This window comes from Metabacillus sp. FJAT-52054, assembly GCF_037201815.1.
GTDB classification, from domain to species: Bacteria; Bacillota; Bacilli; order Bacillales; family Bacillaceae; genus Metabacillus_B; species Metabacillus_B sediminis.
In genome coordinates this window covers 224,165-241,806 of record NZ_CP147407.1, presented here as the reverse complement: position 1 = coordinate 241,806, position 17,642 = coordinate 224,165, and the positions used below count along the sequence as shown (strand labels likewise).

The following is a 17,642-nucleotide window of genomic DNA, read 5'->3' as shown; positions in this document are numbered from 1 at the left end:
TTCATGTAAACGCCAAATTAGACGTTCAAGCCATAGTCGCTTACAAGAGAACTCAGCCCGCCTTGATAACCGCTTCCGATTGCGCTGAATTTCCACTCAGCACCGTGACGGTAAAGCTCGCCTACTACCACTGCTGTTTCAATAGAGAAATCCTCGCCAAGATCGTAGCGGATTAATTCCTCGCCATTTGTTTCGCTCAAGATGCGAACGTAAGAGTTGCTGACTTGTCCAAAGTTCTGGCTGCGTGTTTCAGCATCGTGGATTGTAATGGTGAACGCAATTTTTTGAATGCTTTCAGGTACGCTTGTCAGGTTCACTTTTACCTGCTCGTCATCGCCGTCTCCTTCACCGGTACGGTTGTCTCCAGTGTGCTCAACCGCGCCGTTTGCACCCTTTGTATTGTTGTAAAAAACAAAGTCTGCTTCAGAAGAGCATTTTCCATCAGCATTTAACAGGAATACAGAAGAGTCAAGGTCAAAGTCCTGACCGCCGTCGTACTTATTCGTGTCCCAGCCAAGTCCTACGATAATATTCGTCAAGCCCGGGTTTGATTTTGTTAAGTCTACTTTTTGTCCTTTTGCTAAACTGATTGCCATTTTGCATAACCTCGCTTTTAGTAGTTTTTTATTTCGCATTAACGGGCGGTAAAACCTTCAAGCTTCATTCTTAAAAAGGATGGAGGAGGACAGCCTGCTGCCCGCAAAAATGTAACGTATAAGGATATCCCCCGCATCACTTTATGAAACTAATATTCTATTAAACGTAGCGGTTCGCAATTTCACTAATGGATGTATCCTTTGTTCCGTCGCCGACTGCAGAGAATTTCCACTCTCCGTTGTGACGATAGATTTCGCCCGGAACAAGAGCCATTAAACCGGAGAAGTCGTCTGTCAGGTTGAAATGAACAAGCTCAGCATTGCTGGAATTATCAACAACGCGGATAAATGCATTCTGAATCATTCCAAAATCCTGTTTGCGCTGAACAGCCTGATAAATATTTACAACGAATACAAGCCTATGTATATGTGAAGGTATACGGCTCAGGTCAATTTTAACCTGCTCGTCATCCCCTTCACCATCTCCGGTAAGGTTATCTCCGGAGTGCTGGACACTGCCGCAGGAGCTTGTTTTATTGCCGAAATAGATCAAATCCTTTTTATCCGCAAGCTTTCCGTTCTCATTGAGCATCATGACCGAAGCGTCGCAATCCACGTTGCTGCTTCCTCCGCCGAAACCAAAGAACCCTCCGCTTTTTTTAACTGGATCCCAACCTAGTCCTACCGTAATGGAAGACAATCCGGCTCTGCCTTTAGTTAAATCGATTTTCTGCCCTTTTTGCAAGGAAATGGCCATTCTTCAACACTCCTTCCCAGTAATAAAGCCTTTAAAACCTTATTTCTTCATATGCTGCAGCCAATGAAGCCGCATACAGCATTCCAAGAAAATGATACCACAATTTTTCCAAAGCATTCAACTTTAAGCGACCTTCTTCCCTGTCAATCGACAGGGTGAAACACCTACAGCTTGTAATACGGACAAGCAGCAGCTAAGGTTTCACTTTCTGCAGGATTTTACGGAAGGTAATTATTTACTTTTAAGTAGGGCTTTAGCGGTGCCTGTCCCCATGTTCTCTACTGCGTGAAAGCTTCGGTACCGCTTCTCCAAACCGTTGAGGGGTAAGGGATTGGAGCGCTTGTTCTCTGTCCCCGTTTGCGGTGAAGGAGCAGGGGACTGGCACGGTGCCAGTCCCCGAATTCTCTACTGTATGAAAGCTCCGGCACCAGAACTCAAAACTGTTGAGGGACATGGGATTGAGGCAACCTCCCTCTGTCCCCTCATACGGTGAAGCAGCAGGGGTCAGGCGCCTGCCTTCGTCTGCAGTAAAGCAACCTGACTGACACCTGCTCGCAACTCAAAATCCAAAAAAGCGGCGATCCCCCAAAGGACCGCCGCTTTCTTTCTTACTTCCTGTGCATTTTAAATTCCAGAAACAATTCGTTATAATGAGCGAGCATTTTTTTGCCGAGGTTATCGTACACTTCAAGCTTTTCTGTTGTTTCAGTATCAGGATAGAACCGCTCATCACCGGAGATTTCTTCCGGCAAAATAGCGAGTCCTTCTTTATTCGGAGTGGAGTAGCCTACATATTCGGCGTTTTGAGCGGCTACGTCCGGTTCAAGCATAAAGTTGATGAATTGATGGGCTGCTTCCCGGTTGGCTGCCGTTTTTGGAATGACCATGTTATCAAACCACAGGTTGGAGCCTTCCTCAGGCACAACGTAATCAAGCTTTTCATTTTCGCCCATGATTTCGGAGGCGTCTCCTGACCATACCACTCCGGCGGCGGCTTCTTCGTTGGCGAGAAGCATTTTGATTTCATCTCCTACGATCGCTTTGACGTTTGGAGTGATGGTATTCAGCTTCGCTTTTGCCTCCTGCAGATGTGCTTCATTCGTATCATTTAGAGAGTAGCCGAGGCTGTTCAGCCCCATCCCCATCACTTCCCTCGCTCCATCTGCAAGAAGAATTTTATTTTTCATTTCCGGGTCCCATAAATCATTCCAGCTCGTAATTTTCTTCCCATTCAGCATGGCAGGATTGTATACAATTCCAACCGTTCCCCAAAAGTAAGGGATGGAATATTGATTGCCCGGGTCAAAGGACAAATCCATGAATCTTGTATCAATATTCTTCAGATTGGGAAGCTTGGAATGGTCAAGCGGAATCAGCAGGCCGTCTTCTTTCATCTTGCTGATGGCATACTCAGAGGGCATTGCTACATCAAATGTAGTTCCCCCTTGTGAGATTTTCGTCATCATCGCTTCATTTGAATCGAAGGTTTGGTAAATGACTTTGATGCCTGTTTCTTTTTCAAAACGAGCAATCAGCTCAGGATCTACGTAATCTCCCCAATTGTAGATGGTGAGTGTATTCCCGCCTGAATAGCCTTGGGAGCTGTTCAGCTGATTAATGGATACATATAAAATAACGGAAATGACAGCAATCGCGATAAAGGCGTTGAACAGCTGTTTCATTTTCGGATTGCCACCCCTTTCACGCGGTTATTTCGCTGGGTAATAAAGTAATAGCCCACGACAAGCAGAATGGTCACAAGGAAAATCAGTGTGGACAGTGCATTAATCGTCAGGGAAATTCCTTGGCGCGCCAGCGAGTAAATTTCAACTGATAAAGTAGAGAACCCATTCCCCGTTACAAAGAACGTAACGGCAAAGTCATCAAGCGAGTAAGTCAGAGCCATAAAGAAGCCGGCAAAGATTCCCGGTGTGATGTATGGGAGGATTACTTTCGTGAGAACTTCCCATTTGCTTGCTCCCAGGTCTCTTGCTGCGTCCACAAGAGACGAGCTCATTTCCTCAAGCTTAGGCAGGACCATAATGACAACGATTGGTACGCTGAACGCGATGTGCGAAAGCAGCACCGAGGTGAAACCGAGCTTAATTCCAATCATCGTAAAAAGAATCAGGAAGGATGCACCGATAATGACATCGGGACTGACGATCAGTACGTTGTTCATTGTAAGCAACGTATTTTTCGTGCGTCTCTTTTTCACATACGTAATCGCTAATGCACCAAAAACTCCTAGAATTGTAGAAATGGCTGATGAAAGCAGCGCAATGATTAAGGTATTAAGGACGATAATGAGCAGTCTTGTATCCTGAAAAACTTCCTTATACCAGTCCAGCGTGAATCCTTCAAATTCCCTCATGGTTCCCCCGCTGTTGAAGGAATAATACATTAGATAAAAGATTGGTGCATAAAGGATGGCGAAGACGAGAACTAGATAAAGATTGGAAAGCTTGCTGTTTTTTCTCATCTTGCGCTCCTCCTCTGGTTATTGGTTAGCAGGATAATGATCGCCATAGCGATGATCAGGAAGACCGCAATCGTTGCACCCATTCCCCAGTCCTGTGTGACGAGGAAATGCTGCTCAATGGCAGTCCCAAGTGTAATGACCCGGTTTCCGGCAATCAAACGTGTGATCATAAACAGGGAGAGCGCCGGAATGAAAACGGCCTGACAGCCTGATTTCACACCAGAAACCGTAAGCGGAAAGATTACCTTTTTGAATGTCTCCCATTGAGAGGATCCAAGGTCTCTCGCTGCATCGATTAAAGAAGGATTCATTTCCTCAAGGGAGTTATAAATCGGCAAGATCATAAATGGTATGAAAATATAGACAGACACAAAGACAAAACTGAAGTCTGTGAATAGAATTTGCTGTCTTCCCGCTCCAAGCCATGCCAGCAGATTATTCGCCGTACCGTATGTGCCGAAGATTCCAAGAAACGCGTAAGCTTTTAGTAAAAGATTAATCCAGGTCGGCAGGATGATCAGCAGCAGCCAGAGCTGTTTATGCTTCGTTTTCGTCAGCAAATAAGCGGTCGGATAGGCAATCAGCAAGGAAAATGCCGTAATAAGGAATGCATACCAGAAGGAGCTCAGGGTCATCTGCATGTACACCGGCGTAAAGAACTTGGCATAGTTGGCGAGCGTCAGATTTCCTTCGATATCAAATAAAGAATAGTAAAATATGAGAACGATTGGAGCGGCTACGAAGAGCACCATCCAGAGTACGTACGGGATCAGATACAGATTGCGCGAATTAGTTTGCATGGCTTTCCCCAGCATAGGATTCCAGACGTTTATCGAATTCCTCTTCCGTTTCGTTAAATCTCATGACGTGGATCGCCTCCGGTTCAAAATCGAGCCCGATTTCATCTCCGACCGTTGCTTTTTTCGTAGAATGGACGAGCCACTCATTCCCTGCCTCATCATAGCAGCAGATTTCATAATGCACGCCTCTGAAAAGCTGGGAGTCTACCTTCACCTGAAGCTTTCCATTTTCCCTTTTTGCAATAACCAAATCTTCCGGCCTTACGATAATTTCAACAGACTCGCTTGGAAGAAACCCTTTATCCACGCACTCAAATTGCTGTCCGGCAAACTCCACTAAATAGTCTTTAACCATCGTTCCGGGAACAATGTTTGACTCGCCGATAAAGTCGGCAACAAACCGGTTGATCGGTTCATCGTAAATGTCTGTAGGGGTTCCGCTTTGCTGGATTTGCCCTTTATTCAATACGAAAATTTCATCAGACATAGCAAGTGCTTCTTCCTGGTCATGAGTAACAAAGATAAACGTTATACCGAGTCTGCGCTGCAGCTCTCTCAGCTCATACTGCATTTCCGTGCGAAGCTTTAAGTCCAGTGCAGAAAGAGGCTCATCCAGTAAAATTACCTCAGGCTCATTGACGATCGCACGCGCAATCGCCACACGCTGCTTCTGCCCGCCGGACATTTCCGTGATTTCACGTGTTTCGTATCCTTCAAGATTGACAAAACGGAGTGCTTCTTTTACTTTCTCCTCAATCTGACCTTTTTTCATTTTCTTAATGCGCAGGCCAAACGCAACGTTTTCAAAGACGTTTAAATGGGGAAACAGTGCATAATCCTGGAACACCGTGTTCACCTGGCGCTTGTTGGCCGGTACATCATTGATTACTTTTCCGTTGAAATAAATGCTTCCGTTTGACGGCTCCGTAAACCCGGCAATAAGACGGAGAATCGTCGTTTTTCCGCATCCGGATGGTCCAAGCAGCGTGTAGAATTTTCCCCGCTCGATTTCAAAGCTGACACTGTCCAGGACTGGTGCGGCTTCGTCATATTGCTTGGATACCCCTTCAAAGCGGATAATGGTTTCGTTTTTCATAACAGCCTCCTGAATGATGATTTAAACAAACGTTTGATTATAAGTAGGAATTGGTAGCGACGAGGATAATCTCTGATGGTCCGTTGAAGTCATTTGTAATCTGGTGAGTATCTGCAGCAGAAAAATAAATTGATTCCCCTGCACTCGCACTGTAATATCTGGTGCCGATGCGAATAGCCACTCTTCCGCTCAAACAATACCCGTATGTTTCGGATGAGGAGGGTTCAAATTCTTTAAATTCCCCATTTTCCTTAAAAAGAAGACGGATCGGTTCCATTTCCTTCTCATTGGATTCAGGAACGAGCCAGTGAATTTCGTAGCCCTTCTCTTCATCTTTATACCCTGTTTGATCTTCTTCTGAATACACAACCTTCTGAATAGAATCTCCAGATTCAAAAAACTTTTCCGGGGTGCATCCCAGCACTTCCAGAATGCTGAAAAAGGTTTCCATAGACGGAGAGCTTAAATCCCGTTCAAGCTGAGATATGTAGCCTTTGCTTAAATCTGTGCGTTCACCAAGTTCTTCCTGAGTCAGACCGCTTTTCAGACGCAGATTTTTTATTTTTTTTCCTATTTGCATACAATACCCTTCATTCCTGTTTATAATAGGTAAACTTTCATGCGAAGAAGTTTTGTTTTACATTACTAAAAGTTTACTTTAAGCATTTTCAATTATAATACGGCCGCTCTGATTTTCAATACTAAAAGCTGAATTTCCATAAAAAAGCACACCGTTTGAAAACGGTGTGCGGAATACCATTATACTTTTTCCAAAAAATGCACGTCTCTCGTTTCAATGAGATCAGCGATTGCCTCGCGGTAAGCCTGATAATGGGCGGATTGCATATGGGCATCAACTGCAGCCTGGTCCTTCCAGTTTTCATAAAAAACGAAGACTCCCGGATCCTCTTTTGAGCGATGAAGATCATAGCTGATGCAGCCTTCCTCCGCTCTTGAAGGAGCGAGCGCCTTTTTCATTTCACCAAAGAGCTGTTCTTCTTTGCCGGATTTCGCTTTCATAATGGCATTGATTGTAATTTGAGACATGTCCATTCCTCCTTTTTCTGTGCTTATACTATAGAACAAAACTTCCCTGAGGGATAAACATTTGCCTGCACATGCATATGTTTAGTCTCTCCCAAACAAGGTAATGCATTAATATAGCCAAACCACACTCACTAAAGAAGGAGTTTTACACATGAATCGCTTTACTATACCAAGAGACATCTTTTTTGGAGAGAATGCGTTAGAAAAACTGAAAGAGCTTGAAGGCAGAAAAGCGGCTATTGTCATCGGCGGCGGGTCTGTCAAAGAAAATGGACACCTTGATAAAATTCTATCTTACCTTTCTGAAAAAGACATTGAGACAAAGGTAATTGAAGGCATAACCGAGGAGCCGACAATCGAAACGGCACAGGAACAGGCCCAGCATCTACGTGATTTTGAACCGGATTGGATTATCGGAGTGGGCGGCGGATCCCCTATGGATGCGGCAAAAGCCATGTGGATCTTTTATGAATATCCTGAGATTACGTTTGAAGAGACCATCAAACTGTTCAATCTGCCTCCCCTTCGCAAGAAAGCTAAATTTATCGGCATTCCGACTACAAGCGGGACGGCTTCCGAGATTTCCAACCTATCGGTCATAACGGACGGGAAAACGGGAATTAAATATCCGATTGCAAGCTTTGAGCTGACACCGGATATCGCGATTATCGATCCGGTTATGGTGGAGGATCTTCCTCAAAAGTTGATTGCATACAGCGGCATGGATGCTGTTACCCATAGTATTGAGTCATACGTAGCGAAGCCAAGAACGGTCTTTACAGATTCGCTTGCCATTGAAGCGGCGGAAATTCTAAAGGATCACCTTGTTTCTTCTTATAAAGGCAGCAAAGAATCGAGAGAACAGGTGCATTACGCACAGGCGATGGCAGGCATGGCCTTCTCCAATGCGGTGCTCGGAAACGTTCATAGCATGGCCCACAAGAGCGGTCCGGCGTTTGAAATACCTCATGGCTGTGCGAACGGTATCTATTTGCCGTATGTGATCCAGTTCAACCGCACCGTATCTGCTGACCGTTTTGCTGCTATTGCGAAGCGTCTTGGCTTGAAGGGTGAAAACAGTGAGGAGTTGACCGATTCACTTGTTGAGTGGGTACGCTCTTTGAACAAAGAAATGAATGTACCAAATTCCTTGAAGGAGTATGGAATTTCGGAGGAGCTGTTTGAAAAGCATGTGGATGAAATGGCCAAAAACGCCATTGAAGACCCGTGCACATCAACGAATCCCCGTGAAACCTCCGAGGATGAGATGCGAAAATTATTCCATGCCGCCTACAACGGAGAAGATGTTACGTTTTAACCTGAATCCCAAGAGCCCCGGCTCTTGGTTTTTTTACTCTTCCTCTTTAAAAAGCTCAGCCAAGAGCCTTTCCCTGTTCTGGAGAAAATATTTAGTCAGACTGTAATGTTCCGTATTTTCATATTCTGTTTCTACAATCTCTCCCTCTTCAAATAACCGGATGGATGCACCGGGGTACCCAAGCAAAATGGGAGAATGGGTCGCAATAATAAACTGCGCACCCCCTTCCTTTGTCAGATCATATATCACTCTGAGAAGGGCAAGCTGCCTTTGCGGGGATAACGCTGCCTCCGGTTCATCGAGAAGATAAATGGCTCTTCCGTTCAGCCTGTTGGTAAACAGCGACAAAAAGGATTCTCCATGTGATTGGTGATGAAGGGATTTCCCGCCGTAGCTTTTAAATTCATTCTCATCTATTTCGTCAATATGGCTTGCAAACTGGTAAAAGGATTCGGCCCTAAAAAAGAACCCATCCTGCGCTCTTGGGAGCCATGAAAGCTGTAGATGCTCCCCAAGATCGGAATTCGATGCATGAACCTCGTAGCGGTTATGGCGGCTGCCTCCTGCAGTGTGAAACCCGCATTGAAAGGCAATCGCTTCAAGCAGGGTTGATTTTCCTGAACCATTTTCTCCGCAGAAAAAAGTCACATCACTGTGAAACGAAAGTTCTGTTAAATTTTGTAATGCCGGTATGCTGAATGGGTAATAATCAGGCATAGCTCCGCTGATTGGCTTAAGCCGGATGCTTCGTAAAAACAAACCGTCCCCTCCTTTTTTGCTTCATTATATCGCAGGGGGAGCATTATTTTTTAGGAACTGGTCTTGTTTTTTCAATAATCGGGTAAAGAACCTTATAGGATAAGAGTGACAATAAAAAGAACTCATAGATAGAAAGAGGAGGAACCTGCATGTTTACATCCAGGCAAGAATTCATTGAGGAATGGAAACAAGAATCACAAGCGACTGAAAAAATCCTTCAGACACTGACAGATGAATCGCTTAGTCAGGAAATTGCACCAGGATACAATTATCTTGGCGGCCTTGGGTGGCATATCACAGTTGCCCTTCACACCATGCTTGCTCAAACCGGATTGAATTTCCAGCACCCTCCCCATGTTGAAACCATTCCTGAATCTGCATCAGAGATTGCATCTGATTACAGGAACACAAGTGACTCTATGCTTAAAGCAATCCAGGAACAATGGACGGATGAAACGTTGAATGAAACTCGCGAATTTTTTGGAAATGAAGTACCTGTTCATGCTGTTCTGAGAACGCTGATCCAGCATCAGGCTCACCATCGCGGACAAATGACGGTATTGATGCGCCAGGCCGGGCTGAACGTACCGGGTGTATACGGACCGAGCAAAGAGGAATGGGCGAACATGCACTCCTTGGGCTAAACCTTTAGGCTGACAGCAATACCTGTCAGCTTTTTTTCTTTCATCCGGAGGTTTGTGGTATTCTTTAGCCATACAATACAGGCGGTGATGAAGGTGAAGATTGTTGTGCTCTCCGATACCCATGTTCCTAAAAGAGCCAAATCCTTTCCGCCCCGGCTTTTAGTTGAACTTCAAACGGCTGATGCCATCATCCATGCCGGAGATCTTCTAAACACTGCTTCTTACCGCGAGTTGTGCACGTTCGGAACGTTCATGCGGTATACGGAAACGCGGATGAGGAGGAGCTGAAACACCTGCTTCCCCGCCGTCTGCTCCTGGACATGAACAGCTTTAAAATCGGTGTTGTCCACGGCCATGAAGGAAAAGGGTCTTCAACTGAAAGGCGGGCTCTGAATGCCTTCAAAGACGAACATCTAGACTGTCTGATCTTTGGCCACTCTCATATTCCCGTCCAAAAACAGGACAAGGGGCTTCTCATCTTTAATCCGGGCTCCCCGACTGACAAAAGAAGGCAGCCCCGCTTCTCCTTCGGGCTCATCAACATTGGAGAGACGCTTCAGGCCGAACACGTTTTTTTCAAAAAAGGGTCATACTAAACACGTACATAATTCTGAGGAGGAGTACAAATGGAGACTTTTACAGTAGCATTTCATAAAGAAGACGAAACAGAGGACATGACGGTCTATAAGCTGTCTGAAGAGGATTTTGCAGCCAAAACGGAAGGCGGGACCCGCCATTTATTCGAGCTTGATACAAATGTAGGCTACTTTGTATTTTTCGATGCCGAGGATAAAGACCGCAACGAATCCTATCTTGTTCTGCAGTATGAGGAAAACGAGGAAGATCCGGTTGCATGCTATGGATTTGAATTGAAAGATTTCTACCAGTTTACAGCACTTTACTTAAATGATCTTGAATTCAGCGAAGAACAGCAGGCATCAGAAGGCGACGAGGAAGTGTACGGTCCCATTCATCACCTTGCCCACCTCATGTTCCATATCGCGGAAGCCGGAAATAAAACGGCATAAGAAAAAGGCTGCTGTCCGGCAGCCTTTCAGACTGTCGGCAAAATCCTTTTTTTAAGGAAGTTGTCGGCAGTTTTTTGTATAGTAGGAGAAGAGCTATAAAGAGGTAAAACTGAAGCTACCTTTCAGTAAAGGTTTTTTTAATTCATTTTACTTTAAAGTTAATAGTCCATTGTCCATACTGATTAAGAATAGCAACAGGAATTGAATTTAATATTTAATATATCCGTAAATCAGGTGGGGAAAATTGCTTCTATTGCACCTGTGTATTTATTTCCACTTATGTTTTTGAAGCTTTGACCAGTTCCATGAACGTGCTTATCCGCAATGGGAATATCAGGTCTTTAAATAAGACTACTTATTTTATCTGCATGCTTGCCTTCAGTTTGAACGGTCAGGTCCTTTTTCTAGGGATTGAATGGGGCTGTCTAAAAGTCCTGCAGAGAGTAATTGATGATTGAATTTGAAATCCACAGGACACTGTGTGAGCATTCCGGGGATTTGTTTTTTTAAAATATGTAATTTGAACAATTATGGGTTAGGCTGATTGGAGTGGAAGGCGCGAGACTCCGTGCTGAGAGCAGCGGGACAGGTGAGACCCCGCAGGCGCAAAGCGCTGAGGAGGCTCACCGCCCGCCCCGCGGAAAGCGAGCAGCCTGCAGCGGAAATCAGCCAAAACAAATCCTAAAAAGCGAAAGGAGCTTTGAAAACTCACTTACCAGAAAGTCCCTTTTCTTATTCTTCTTCCTTTTCCTCAGGCAAATGCTCAAGGCAATAAGAGGCAACCATTGCTTCCTCTTCCTCATCCAAACCAAAGTCAAAGCTCTGTTCTGTCTCTTTTTCATAAAATTGATATTGAGTAATCCGCGCCTGCTCATTCTCCAGAAGGAAAATCACCCGCAAGTAAATTCCGTTCTCCGAATAAAGCTCATCATCCTCCGGAACATCCAAATCCAATAAAAATTCATAGCGGTCACCAGGCAAAATCCCAAACGGATCTTCAAGCAGTTCCGCTTCGTGGCTAGTAATTGTCAGCATCCTAACACCGTCCTTCCATTAATCACTTCACTCGGATTATACACAACTTGTTCCTTCAAAGAAATAAAACTGTGTAAGATAACGAAAAATCGGGAATGGACAAGTAGGTGCATCAAAAAGATGCATCCACATCGAAAGGAGCGATTCAGCTTGAGCACCAAACTAACCGAAATGGCAGCAGAGGTAGCAGGCAAATCATTCGATCCGGCCGAAAAGGAAAAAGAACATACAACATCTGGTCTTGAAGTGACACACGAGCAAATTGGCGACCATTACGCAGCAGGAACCATTGATCAAAGCATAAAAGCTAAAAACGGTGAATAAGAAAAAACGAGGGCTTCCGGCTCTCGTTTTTATATTTGGAATAGTAAGTTGTCTAAAAGGTCCTTAGGCTCCCTGTAGGATTGTCCATTATTGGGATCATGAACATCCTCAGTACTTTTCAGCAGATCAACCGCATCAGCATAGCGCAGCCATGTCTCAATACTTGAAACGACGATTCTTGCCTCTACTGTAATTAATTCAATCCCCAAAACTGAAATTCGCGCAAAGACATCGATGACAATTCCTTTATCTAATATGCGATCCACGACTTCTACAAGGCTCGATCCATCCCTGCATTTTTCCAGCATCATCTTTAACCCCTCCTTATTTTTTTACTGTGTTCTCCTATCGGGCTTTCCAATGACAAATCCGCTTACCTGATCAAGCCTGCCTCTCCAAAGTGCAGAAACGGCCGCTTTTTCCCCTTCGATGTACACATTTTCCAAATGAATGAACGCAGCGGTCCCATGGTCTCCCGCCCCTTTGCTTGCTTCATAAAAACGCTCACTCAATTTGGCCGAATGCTCATCGGTCCGCTGCTCAAATAAACTCCCTAATCCTTCTAAATAGTCGGTAGCCGAAATAAGACTCCCGGTTACTGCCTTGCCATCCACAGTTAATATCAAATCCAGCTCAAAATCGTGGCGATTGGCTGTAATCACAAGCGTTTCCAGAATGGAATCCCGTCTATAGGATTCCCGAGAATCGTCACCCATACGGACTGCCTCCCTTTAAATTAATCTCTTCAAATCAAGTGCATCAAGCAGGCCGGTATGCTCTTTCCTTGGCCGTTCTTCAATTGGGTCTGCCTTTGAGCTTAAATAAGGATCTCTCTCCCACCAGTCCAGTCCGATTTCCTTCGCTTTATCGACAGACGCCACAATCAGTCGGATTTTTATGGTCAGAAGCTCTATATCCGCGAGGTTAATCCGAATATCCCCGGCGATGACGACACCTTTATCAAGTATCCGTTCCAGTACATCGACAATTGAACTCGTTTGTTCAGACAGCACACCCTTGCCTCCCTTATACAGACTCATCATCCAGCAGCTTGCTCCACTGCCGTCTTTCCATGTCTTTAGCGCATTCATATCTTCTAATCCATTCTTCATACTGCTGCCTGTACTCATCTTCGTGAATTTCATTTTTTTCATGCCGGAGTTCAAGCATCAGCAGGTTTTTCTGGATGATTCCAACGTCATACAATTCTTTATCCGCTTCTTCCTTTACTTTTTCAGCAGCGAGCAGGAACAGCTTCAGCGGCAAAAACAGGACAGGCATCATGAGCTTTTCTCTGCTTTCAAATGAATGTTAATGAAGTTATATGGCGGCCATGGACCCGTATAGACAAACTCAGCCTGATCCTTGAATGTTTCGTAAAGCTCTGATACAAGCTCGTCAAATGAAGTCTCTTGCTCTCTTCTAATGAGATACGATCCGTTCAGCAGCATCGTTTCTGTCAAAATGTCATTCTGCCTGGAATCATCCGCAGCATCATGAAGCTTTTGATGAATGCTCTCGTCAAATTGCTTTCTTATAGAAAGAAAAAAACGTTCGGCAAGCTCTCCCTGTTTAATCCGGTCTTTATAAAGGGTGCTTTTATTGGGCTTCACTTTTTTATCGTATTCCTGTGACAGCCATTCTTTTTTTCCAATCACCTTCAGACCGACCTCTATTCTTCCCTTAAGGGGTGGGAGAATTCCCTGAAGCTCGGGATAAAGGCGTTTTAGCAGACCTTCCGCCTCATTCAAGGAATGAACAATGTGCCCGAAGCTGAACGGAAAGACAGCCTCGCTGCCATCCATAAAGGAGGTGATGATCTTTTGATGCAGAAGCAGATTTTCTTTTGATGGCCTTAACAGCAGCGGCACCTCAGCGGCTGCCAGGAACAGATCCTTATACGGAATAATCAGCAATTCACGGTCCATTCCGTTAAAATAAACGCTCCTCTCCGCTTCACAGCCCGGCCCTGCAGCTATGCAAAAAACGTAAAGTCCTGCATCAGAATTCAATCCCATTGGCCCGTCTCTCCACGGTGCTTTAAATATTTTCGCGAATACGAGATGACCTCGTTTTGACTGTTTAATTTCACATCGTACACGCCCACCATCTCATCCCGTGCATATTTTCTCATATACTCTTTTTCTTCAATAATCTCGACCAATGCGCGGAACCCCTCATCGTCAGGTTCAACAGAAGGAATCTTATGAGGGGACGTAAGGTGTTCACTAAAAAACTGTTCAATGGCGTCAAGCGTGTTTTTCAAGTGGATCCAACCCTTTCATTTCTTCCTGTTTTTGTTAGATTTACCTGAACGCTGATTTTTATGAATTCAGTGAAGACGAAAAAAAAAAAGCTTCCGCTGGACAGGAAACCTTTTACACACAAAAAAACAGCCTTCATCATCAGGCTGTCCCTATACTTGTCGTTATTCTGCAGGCTTAAATGTCTGGCAATCTGTTTCACGACTGGTTTCGGCTTTCGTTCCCTTATGACTGACTACGTAGATTTGTGCCGCGCCGCACTTTCTGCCTTTTTCATTGTAGACACAGTTGCCCACATCACATAACACGTCCTGAGCCACAGTTCACACCTCCCGAGCCATTTTTAAAGAGTCTCATTTGCTTAGTACAACGATACCCGCTTCCGTCGATTGCAAACAAAAAATACCAGGAAGCGGCTGCTCCCTGGCTCTCCTTTTAAATCGAACGAATGGCTTCTTCTATGGGTGTGTCCCCGCTGATCAGATCAAAAGACTTCTTAAACGTGTGATTCTCTGCAAGCGATGCCGCAATCACCTTCGCCACATCCTCTCTCGGAATCGAACCGCGCTCGAGATTTTCTGCTGCTGAAACCTTTCCCGTCCCCGGCTCATTCAGCAATCCGCCCGGACGGACAATTGTATAATCCAAACCGCTCCGTTCAAGCTCCTTATCCGCATAGTGCTTCGCTGCATAATACGGAAGCAGCTGCTCATTCCAATTTTCCCGGTTATGAGCCTGAAGCGCACTCACCATCACAAACCGCTTAACCCCAGTCTGTTTTGCGGCTTCAATCAGCTTTCCTGCACCATCCAAATCAATGAGGAGCGTTTTATCTGAACCCGTACTTCCACCGGAACCGGCGGTGAATACAATCGCATCACTGCCCTTCACCGCATTTTCAAGATCGGAAACCGTTCCCTCCAAATCGGCCAGCACCGTTTCAATCCCCTTCTCAGCAAAAGCATCCGCCTGCTCCTGCTTTCTCACCATTGCAATCGGAGTATGCTCCCCGCTGCTTTGAAGAAGCTCCACCACCTGCTTTCCAATCTGGCCGTTGGCACCTGCTATGATTACTTTCATCTTGCATCTCTCCTTTCAGCTGTTCTTATCTTGTCCATATTGTTTCAAAAACGAGAATCCATTTCAAACATGCTGTTTGGGAGGTGTGTTAATTAAACGTTTGTTTGAGGGGTGGGAGGGGTGGTTTGTCTGACGAACTCACTGCGGCTCCCGTTTGTCTGACGATTTTGTCTGACGAACTCACTCTGCCCCCGTTTGTCTGACGTTTTTGTCTGACAAACTCACTGCTGCTCCCGTTTGTCTGACGATTTTGTCTGACAAACTCACTCTGCCCCCGTTTGTCTGACGTTTTTGTCTGACAAACTCACTGCTTCTCCCGTTTGTCTGACGATTTTGTCTGACGAACTCACTCTTCTCCCGTTTGTCTGACAAACTCACTCTACTCAAATCACCTGACGATTTTTGAGCTCTCCATCCAACGATGGATGACGGAAGGAATGACCTGGGATAAAATAGGATCAGAGAATAGAAAGGAAGTTTTTTACATGGACACATTACGTATGGTTCACCCTATTGCCTGGAATATCATTATCGGAACGTTGTTCAGCCGGATGGCGACTTCGATGAGTATTCCTTTTCTGGCCATATATTTAACTAGTGAAATGGGGGTTTCAGCCTCTGTAACAGGAGCAATTATTGCAGCGAGTTCACTTGTGGGGATTGCCGCGAGCTTTTATGGGGGGTATTTGTCTGACCGGTTCGGACAAAAGCCGGTTCTGCTTATATCCATTTTCGCTTGGAGTCTCGTTTTTATCGGTTTTGCCCAGTCCTCCGCTGTTTGGATGTTTTTTGTGATGAATATGCTGAACGGTCTTTGCCGGGCCGTTTTTGAGCCTACATCCAGAGCGATTCTTTCGGACGTAACGGAGGAGAAAAACCGGCTGGTTCTTTTCAATCTCCGCTATACAGCGATCAATGTCGGTGTCGTGTTTGGGCCGATTATCGGCCTTCAGCTTGGTTCTTCTACCTCCCTTGCTCCGTTCTATTATGCAGCGGGAGCCAGTCTCCTGTATGGATTGTCGCTTGTATACATGCTTTCCGTACATAAAATCGGAACACCTTCCACTACGAAACCTATTGTAACGGTGAGGGAGGCATTCGGCGTGCTGAGGAAGGATACCGTTTTTCTGCTGGGGCTGGTCGGTATTGTATTGTCTGTTGCGGGGTATTCCCAATTTAGTTCGACGCTGCCTCAGTACTTTGCGATGTCTCCGAAAATCGAGAATGGGGCCCAATTTTTCTCCTTGATGCTAACGTTAAACGCAATTGTTGTGATTGTGTTTCAGTATCCGCTCATTCAGTTTGGAAAAAAGTACAGTCCTATTCTTTCGATTTTGGCTGGGAATCTGCTTGTTTCAATCAGCCTGCTGACTTTTAGTCTGACGGACAGTTTATTCGGGATTCTGGGAATCGTGGTCTTGTTCACGGTTGGGGAAGTATTGATGTTCTGCATGACGGATATGTTTGTGGATCAGCTTGCCAAACCGGGATTGAAGGGCTCGTATTTCGGCGCCATGGGCTTCACGGGGATTGGGAGTGTTATTGGACCATTTGCAGGGGGCATTCTGCTTGACTCCTTTGGAACGACAGAGCCCATTTTTCTTTTCGGGTCTCTCGCTCTGATGACAGCGCTTGGCATTCCTTTGCTGATAAAAGTACATATATTGAGCAGACGAAATGAAGCTGTCACTCCAGTCCATGAATCAAAAGGTTTTTAAAAAAAGCCGCCCGGCAATCGCTGAGGCGGCTTCTCTGATTATTCCCCTTCAAAAACAGCCTCAAGTTCCTTTTTTCGGCATGCATCTGAAAGTATCTTTCTGCGATGTTTTTAGAGGAAAAGTTTGTTCCCTCTTGTACAAACCCTTTTATGGTCAGCGTTCCAACATATATTCCTTTTGGTTCCAGTTCCTGGCTCAGGCTATAGGCTAAATTCCGGATACCCGCTTTCCCTATTGCCAGTGAGGAATAATCCGCATATGGATGGAGAGCAAGTCCTCCTCCTGTTAATAGGATCGATCCCCCGCCTGTTTTCTCCATGGCAGGAAGTACAGCTTTTACACTGGTTAATGCACCGCCAACGCTTACGCTGAAGTCGCGCGTCAAATCGTCGGCTGTTAAGCTTGTCGGCTTTCCAGGTGTTCCTGCGGCTGCATTATAGAGGAGCACATGGACGCTGCCAAACATTTCGATAGCAGCGGAAATTGCTTCTGATAAACTGTTCTCATCAGAAGCATCCCCCTGGAACCCTTTTGCTTCTACTCCATCTTCAGCAAGTTCGGATACGTATTGGTCAAGTGCCTCTTTACGCCGGGCAATAAGGGCTACAGAGTATCCCTCTTTTCCAAATTTTTTTGCGGCTGCCATGCTGATTCCTTCACCAGCTCCAACAATGATCATCGTTTTATTCACTGA

The 17,642-nt window shown here is 45.2% G+C and carries 27 protein-coding genes; 7 read left to right on the top strand and 20 right to left on the bottom strand.

Annotated elements, in window-relative coordinates; translation table 11 throughout:
• Positions 1 to 17 precede the first annotated feature (17 nt).
• From WCV65_RS01390 to WCV65_RS01355, 8 genes are all read right to left on the bottom strand, one after another.
• Positions 18 to 596, bottom strand: coding sequence for a TerD family protein (locus WCV65_RS01390; RefSeq protein ID WP_035412703.1), 579 nt, complete (start codon positions 594 to 596; stop codon positions 18 to 20).
• A gap of 160 nt (positions 597 to 756) precedes the next feature.
• Positions 757 to 1,353: a TerD family protein gene (locus WCV65_RS01385; protein ID WP_035412700.1), complete on the bottom strand. Its 597-nt coding sequence runs from the start codon at positions 1,351 to 1,353 to the stop codon at positions 757 to 759.
• 608 nt (positions 1,354 to 1,961) lie between these two features.
• Entirely contained in the window at positions 1,962 to 3,035 is a 1,074-nt protein-coding gene (locus WCV65_RS01380) for an ABC transporter substrate-binding protein (RefSeq protein ID WP_338779452.1), read from the bottom strand.
• A complete protein-coding gene (locus tag WCV65_RS01375; RefSeq protein WP_035410010.1) occupies positions 3,032 to 3,835 on the bottom strand; it encodes an ABC transporter permease in 804 nt (267 codons plus the stop codon). The genes WCV65_RS01380 and WCV65_RS01375 overlap by 4 nt, the downstream gene beginning before the upstream one ends.
• Complete coding sequence (locus WCV65_RS01370) at positions 3,832 to 4,635, bottom strand: ABC transporter permease (protein WP_035410152.1); 804 nt, start codon at positions 4,633 to 4,635, stop codon at positions 3,832 to 3,834. The genes WCV65_RS01375 and WCV65_RS01370 overlap by 4 nt, the downstream gene beginning before the upstream one ends.
• Positions 4,625 to 5,731 (bottom strand): ABC transporter ATP-binding protein, encoded by a 1,107-nt coding sequence (locus WCV65_RS01365; protein ID WP_035410013.1) that lies wholly within the window; start codon positions 5,729 to 5,731, stop codon positions 4,625 to 4,627. The genes WCV65_RS01370 and WCV65_RS01365 overlap by 11 nt, the downstream gene beginning before the upstream one ends.
• A gap of 37 nt (positions 5,732 to 5,768) precedes the next feature.
• Complete coding sequence (locus tag WCV65_RS01360; protein WP_338779448.1) at positions 5,769 to 6,311, bottom strand: XRE family transcriptional regulator; 543 nt, start codon at positions 6,309 to 6,311, stop codon at positions 5,769 to 5,771.
• Positions 6,312 to 6,490: 179 nt separating this feature from the next.
• Positions 6,491 to 6,778 (bottom strand): putative quinol monooxygenase, encoded by a 288-nt coding sequence (locus WCV65_RS01355; RefSeq protein WP_338779446.1) that lies wholly within the window; start codon positions 6,776 to 6,778, stop codon positions 6,491 to 6,493.
• Between the two features lie 151 nt (positions 6,779 to 6,929).
• On the opposite strand from WCV65_RS01355, the gene WCV65_RS01350 reads away from it, so the two are divergent.
• The gene (locus tag WCV65_RS01350) at positions 6,930 to 8,096 is read left to right on the top strand and encodes an iron-containing alcohol dehydrogenase (protein WP_338779444.1); all 1,167 of its coding nucleotides are present in this window, start codon (positions 6,930 to 6,932) and stop codon (positions 8,094 to 8,096) included.
• A 33-nt stretch (positions 8,097 to 8,129) separates the two neighbouring features.
• On the opposite strand, the gene WCV65_RS01345 is transcribed toward WCV65_RS01350, so the two are convergent.
• On the bottom strand, positions 8,130 to 8,855 hold the full coding sequence (locus WCV65_RS01345; RefSeq protein WP_338779442.1) for an AAA family ATPase: 726 nt from the start codon (positions 8,853 to 8,855) through the stop codon (positions 8,130 to 8,132).
• 149 nt (positions 8,856 to 9,004) lie between these two features.
• Here WCV65_RS01345 and WCV65_RS01340 point away from each other — a divergent pair, with 149 nt between their 5' ends.
• From WCV65_RS01340 to WCV65_RS01325, 4 genes are all read left to right on the top strand, one after another.
• Entirely contained in the window at positions 9,005 to 9,499 is a 495-nt protein-coding gene (locus tag WCV65_RS01340; RefSeq protein WP_338779441.1) for a DinB family protein, read from the top strand.
• A 93-nt stretch (positions 9,500 to 9,592) separates the two neighbouring features.
• Positions 9,593 to 9,787, top strand: coding sequence for a metallophosphoesterase family protein (locus WCV65_RS01335; protein ID WP_338779440.1), 195 nt, complete (start codon positions 9,593 to 9,595; stop codon positions 9,785 to 9,787).
• Positions 9,733 to 10,095, top strand: coding sequence for a YfcE family phosphodiesterase (locus WCV65_RS01330; RefSeq protein ID WP_338779439.1), 363 nt, complete (start codon positions 9,733 to 9,735; stop codon positions 10,093 to 10,095). The genes WCV65_RS01335 and WCV65_RS01330 overlap by 55 nt, the downstream gene beginning before the upstream one ends.
• Positions 10,096 to 10,125: 30 nt before the next feature.
• On the top strand, positions 10,126 to 10,527 hold the full coding sequence (locus tag WCV65_RS01325) for a cytosolic protein (protein ID WP_338779438.1): 402 nt from the start codon (positions 10,126 to 10,128) through the stop codon (positions 10,525 to 10,527).
• A gap of 732 nt (positions 10,528 to 11,259) precedes the next feature.
• Here the strand turns inward: WCV65_RS01325 and WCV65_RS01320 are convergent.
• Entirely contained in the window at positions 11,260 to 11,562 is a 303-nt protein-coding gene (locus tag WCV65_RS01320) for a DUF6509 family protein (RefSeq protein WP_035410037.1), read from the bottom strand.
• A 150-nt stretch (positions 11,563 to 11,712) separates the two neighbouring features.
• Here WCV65_RS01320 and WCV65_RS01315 point away from each other — a divergent pair, with 150 nt between their 5' ends.
• Complete coding sequence (locus WCV65_RS01315; RefSeq protein ID WP_338779437.1) at positions 11,713 to 11,886, top strand: YozQ family protein; 174 nt, start codon at positions 11,713 to 11,715, stop codon at positions 11,884 to 11,886.
• Between the two features lie 29 nt (positions 11,887 to 11,915).
• On the opposite strand, the gene gvpA is transcribed toward WCV65_RS01315, so the two are convergent.
• From gvpA to WCV65_RS01270, 9 genes are all read right to left on the bottom strand, one after another.
• Entirely contained in the window at positions 11,916 to 12,197 is a 282-nt protein-coding gene (gene gvpA / locus WCV65_RS01310) for a gas vesicle structural protein GvpA (RefSeq protein ID WP_211555852.1), read from the bottom strand.
• Between the two features lie 21 nt (positions 12,198 to 12,218).
• Complete coding sequence (gene gvpU / locus WCV65_RS01305) at positions 12,219 to 12,602, bottom strand: gas vesicle accessory protein GvpU (RefSeq protein WP_338779431.1); 384 nt, start codon at positions 12,600 to 12,602, stop codon at positions 12,219 to 12,221.
• Between the two features lie 15 nt (positions 12,603 to 12,617).
• Positions 12,618 to 12,899 (bottom strand): gas vesicle protein, encoded by a 282-nt coding sequence (locus WCV65_RS01300; RefSeq protein WP_338779429.1) that lies wholly within the window; start codon positions 12,897 to 12,899, stop codon positions 12,618 to 12,620.
• Positions 12,900 to 12,912: 13 nt separating this feature from the next.
• Positions 12,913 to 13,170 (bottom strand): gas vesicle protein GvpG, encoded by a 258-nt coding sequence (locus tag WCV65_RS01295; RefSeq protein ID WP_338779427.1) that lies wholly within the window; start codon positions 13,168 to 13,170, stop codon positions 12,913 to 12,915.
• Positions 13,167 to 13,904 carry a GvpL/GvpF family gas vesicle protein gene (locus WCV65_RS01290; RefSeq protein WP_338779425.1) on the bottom strand — a complete coding sequence of 246 codons (738 nt, stop codon included), beginning with the start codon at positions 13,902 to 13,904 and terminating at the stop codon, positions 13,167 to 13,169. The genes WCV65_RS01295 and WCV65_RS01290 overlap by 4 nt, the downstream gene beginning before the upstream one ends.
• Entirely contained in the window at positions 13,895 to 14,152 is a 258-nt protein-coding gene (gene gvpO / locus WCV65_RS01285) for a gas vesicle protein GvpO (RefSeq protein WP_338779423.1), read from the bottom strand. The genes WCV65_RS01290 and gvpO overlap by 10 nt, the downstream gene beginning before the upstream one ends.
• A 162-nt stretch (positions 14,153 to 14,314) precedes the next feature.
• Positions 14,315 to 14,470 carry a DUF1540 domain-containing protein gene (locus WCV65_RS01280; RefSeq protein WP_338779421.1) on the bottom strand — a complete coding sequence of 52 codons (156 nt, stop codon included), beginning with the start codon at positions 14,468 to 14,470 and terminating at the stop codon, positions 14,315 to 14,317.
• A gap of 115 nt (positions 14,471 to 14,585) precedes the next feature.
• Positions 14,586 to 15,230 (bottom strand): SDR family oxidoreductase, encoded by a 645-nt coding sequence (locus WCV65_RS01275; protein WP_338779419.1) that lies wholly within the window; start codon positions 15,228 to 15,230, stop codon positions 14,586 to 14,588.
• A gap of 180 nt (positions 15,231 to 15,410) precedes the next feature.
• A complete protein-coding gene (locus WCV65_RS01270; RefSeq protein ID WP_338779418.1) occupies positions 15,411 to 15,608 on the bottom strand; it encodes a hypothetical protein in 198 nt (65 codons plus the stop codon).
• 107 nt (positions 15,609 to 15,715) lie between these two features.
• Here WCV65_RS01270 and WCV65_RS01265 point away from each other — a divergent pair, with 107 nt between their 5' ends.
• Complete coding sequence (locus tag WCV65_RS01265; RefSeq protein ID WP_338779416.1) at positions 15,716 to 16,948, top strand: MFS transporter; 1,233 nt, start codon at positions 15,716 to 15,718, stop codon at positions 16,946 to 16,948.
• Here WCV65_RS01265 and WCV65_RS01260 read toward each other — a convergent pair.
• Positions 16,917 to 17,639, bottom strand: coding sequence for an SDR family NAD(P)-dependent oxidoreductase (locus WCV65_RS01260; RefSeq protein WP_338779414.1), 723 nt, complete (start codon positions 17,637 to 17,639; stop codon positions 16,917 to 16,919). The genes WCV65_RS01265 and WCV65_RS01260 overlap by 32 nt on opposite strands.
• Positions 17,640 to 17,642 lie beyond the last annotated feature (3 nt).

Excerpts from the sequence above, each read along its gene's own strand:
- WCV65_RS01390 (WP_035412703.1), bottom strand. The coding sequence starts at position 596 with ATGGCAATCAGTTTAGCAAAAGGACAAAAAGTAGACTTAACAAAATCA.
- WCV65_RS01385 (WP_035412700.1), bottom strand. The coding sequence starts at position 1,353 with ATGGCCATTTCCTTGCAAAAAGGGCAGAAAATCGATTTAACTAAAGGC.
- WCV65_RS01380 (WP_338779452.1), bottom strand. The coding sequence starts at position 3,035 with ATGAAACAGCTGTTCAACGCCTTTATCGCGATTGCTGTCATTTCCGTT.
- WCV65_RS01375 (WP_035410010.1), bottom strand. The coding sequence starts at position 3,835 with ATGAGAAAAAACAGCAAGCTTTCCAATCTTTATCTAGTTCTCGTCTTC.
- WCV65_RS01370 (WP_035410152.1), bottom strand. The coding sequence starts at position 4,635 with ATGCAAACTAATTCGCGCAATCTGTATCTGATCCCGTACGTACTCTGG.
- WCV65_RS01365 (WP_035410013.1), bottom strand. The coding sequence starts at position 5,731 with ATGAAAAACGAAACCATTATCCGCTTTGAAGGGGTATCCAAGCAATAT.
- WCV65_RS01360 (WP_338779448.1), bottom strand. The coding sequence starts at position 6,311 with ATGCAAATAGGAAAAAAAATAAAAAATCTGCGTCTGAAAAGCGGTCTG.
- WCV65_RS01355 (WP_338779446.1), bottom strand. The coding sequence starts at position 6,778 with ATGTCTCAAATTACAATCAATGCCATTATGAAAGCGAAATCCGGCAAA.
- WCV65_RS01350 (WP_338779444.1), top strand. The coding sequence starts at position 6,930 with ATGAATCGCTTTACTATACCAAGAGACATCTTTTTTGGAGAGAATGCG.
- WCV65_RS01340 (WP_338779441.1), top strand. The coding sequence starts at position 9,005 with ATGTTTACATCCAGGCAAGAATTCATTGAGGAATGGAAACAAGAATCA.
- WCV65_RS01325 (WP_338779438.1), top strand. The coding sequence starts at position 10,126 with ATGGAGACTTTTACAGTAGCATTTCATAAAGAAGACGAAACAGAGGAC.
- WCV65_RS01320 (WP_035410037.1), bottom strand. The coding sequence starts at position 11,562 with ATGCTGACAATTACTAGCCACGAAGCGGAACTGCTTGAAGATCCGTTT.
- gvpA (WP_211555852.1), bottom strand. The coding sequence starts at position 12,197 with ATGATGCTGGAAAAATGCAGGGATGGATCGAGCCTTGTAGAAGTCGTG.
- gvpU (WP_338779431.1), bottom strand. The coding sequence starts at position 12,602 with ATGGGTGACGATTCTCGGGAATCCTATAGACGGGATTCCATTCTGGAA.
- WCV65_RS01295 (WP_338779427.1), bottom strand. The coding sequence starts at position 13,170 with ATGATGCCTGTCCTGTTTTTGCCGCTGAAGCTGTTCCTGCTCGCTGCT.
- WCV65_RS01290 (WP_338779425.1), bottom strand. The coding sequence starts at position 13,904 with ATGGGATTGAATTCTGATGCAGGACTTTACGTTTTTTGCATAGCTGCA.
- WCV65_RS01275 (WP_338779419.1), bottom strand. The coding sequence starts at position 15,230 with ATGAAAGTAATCATAGCAGGTGCCAACGGCCAGATTGGAAAGCAGGTG.
- WCV65_RS01265 (WP_338779416.1), top strand. The coding sequence starts at position 15,716 with ATGGACACATTACGTATGGTTCACCCTATTGCCTGGAATATCATTATC.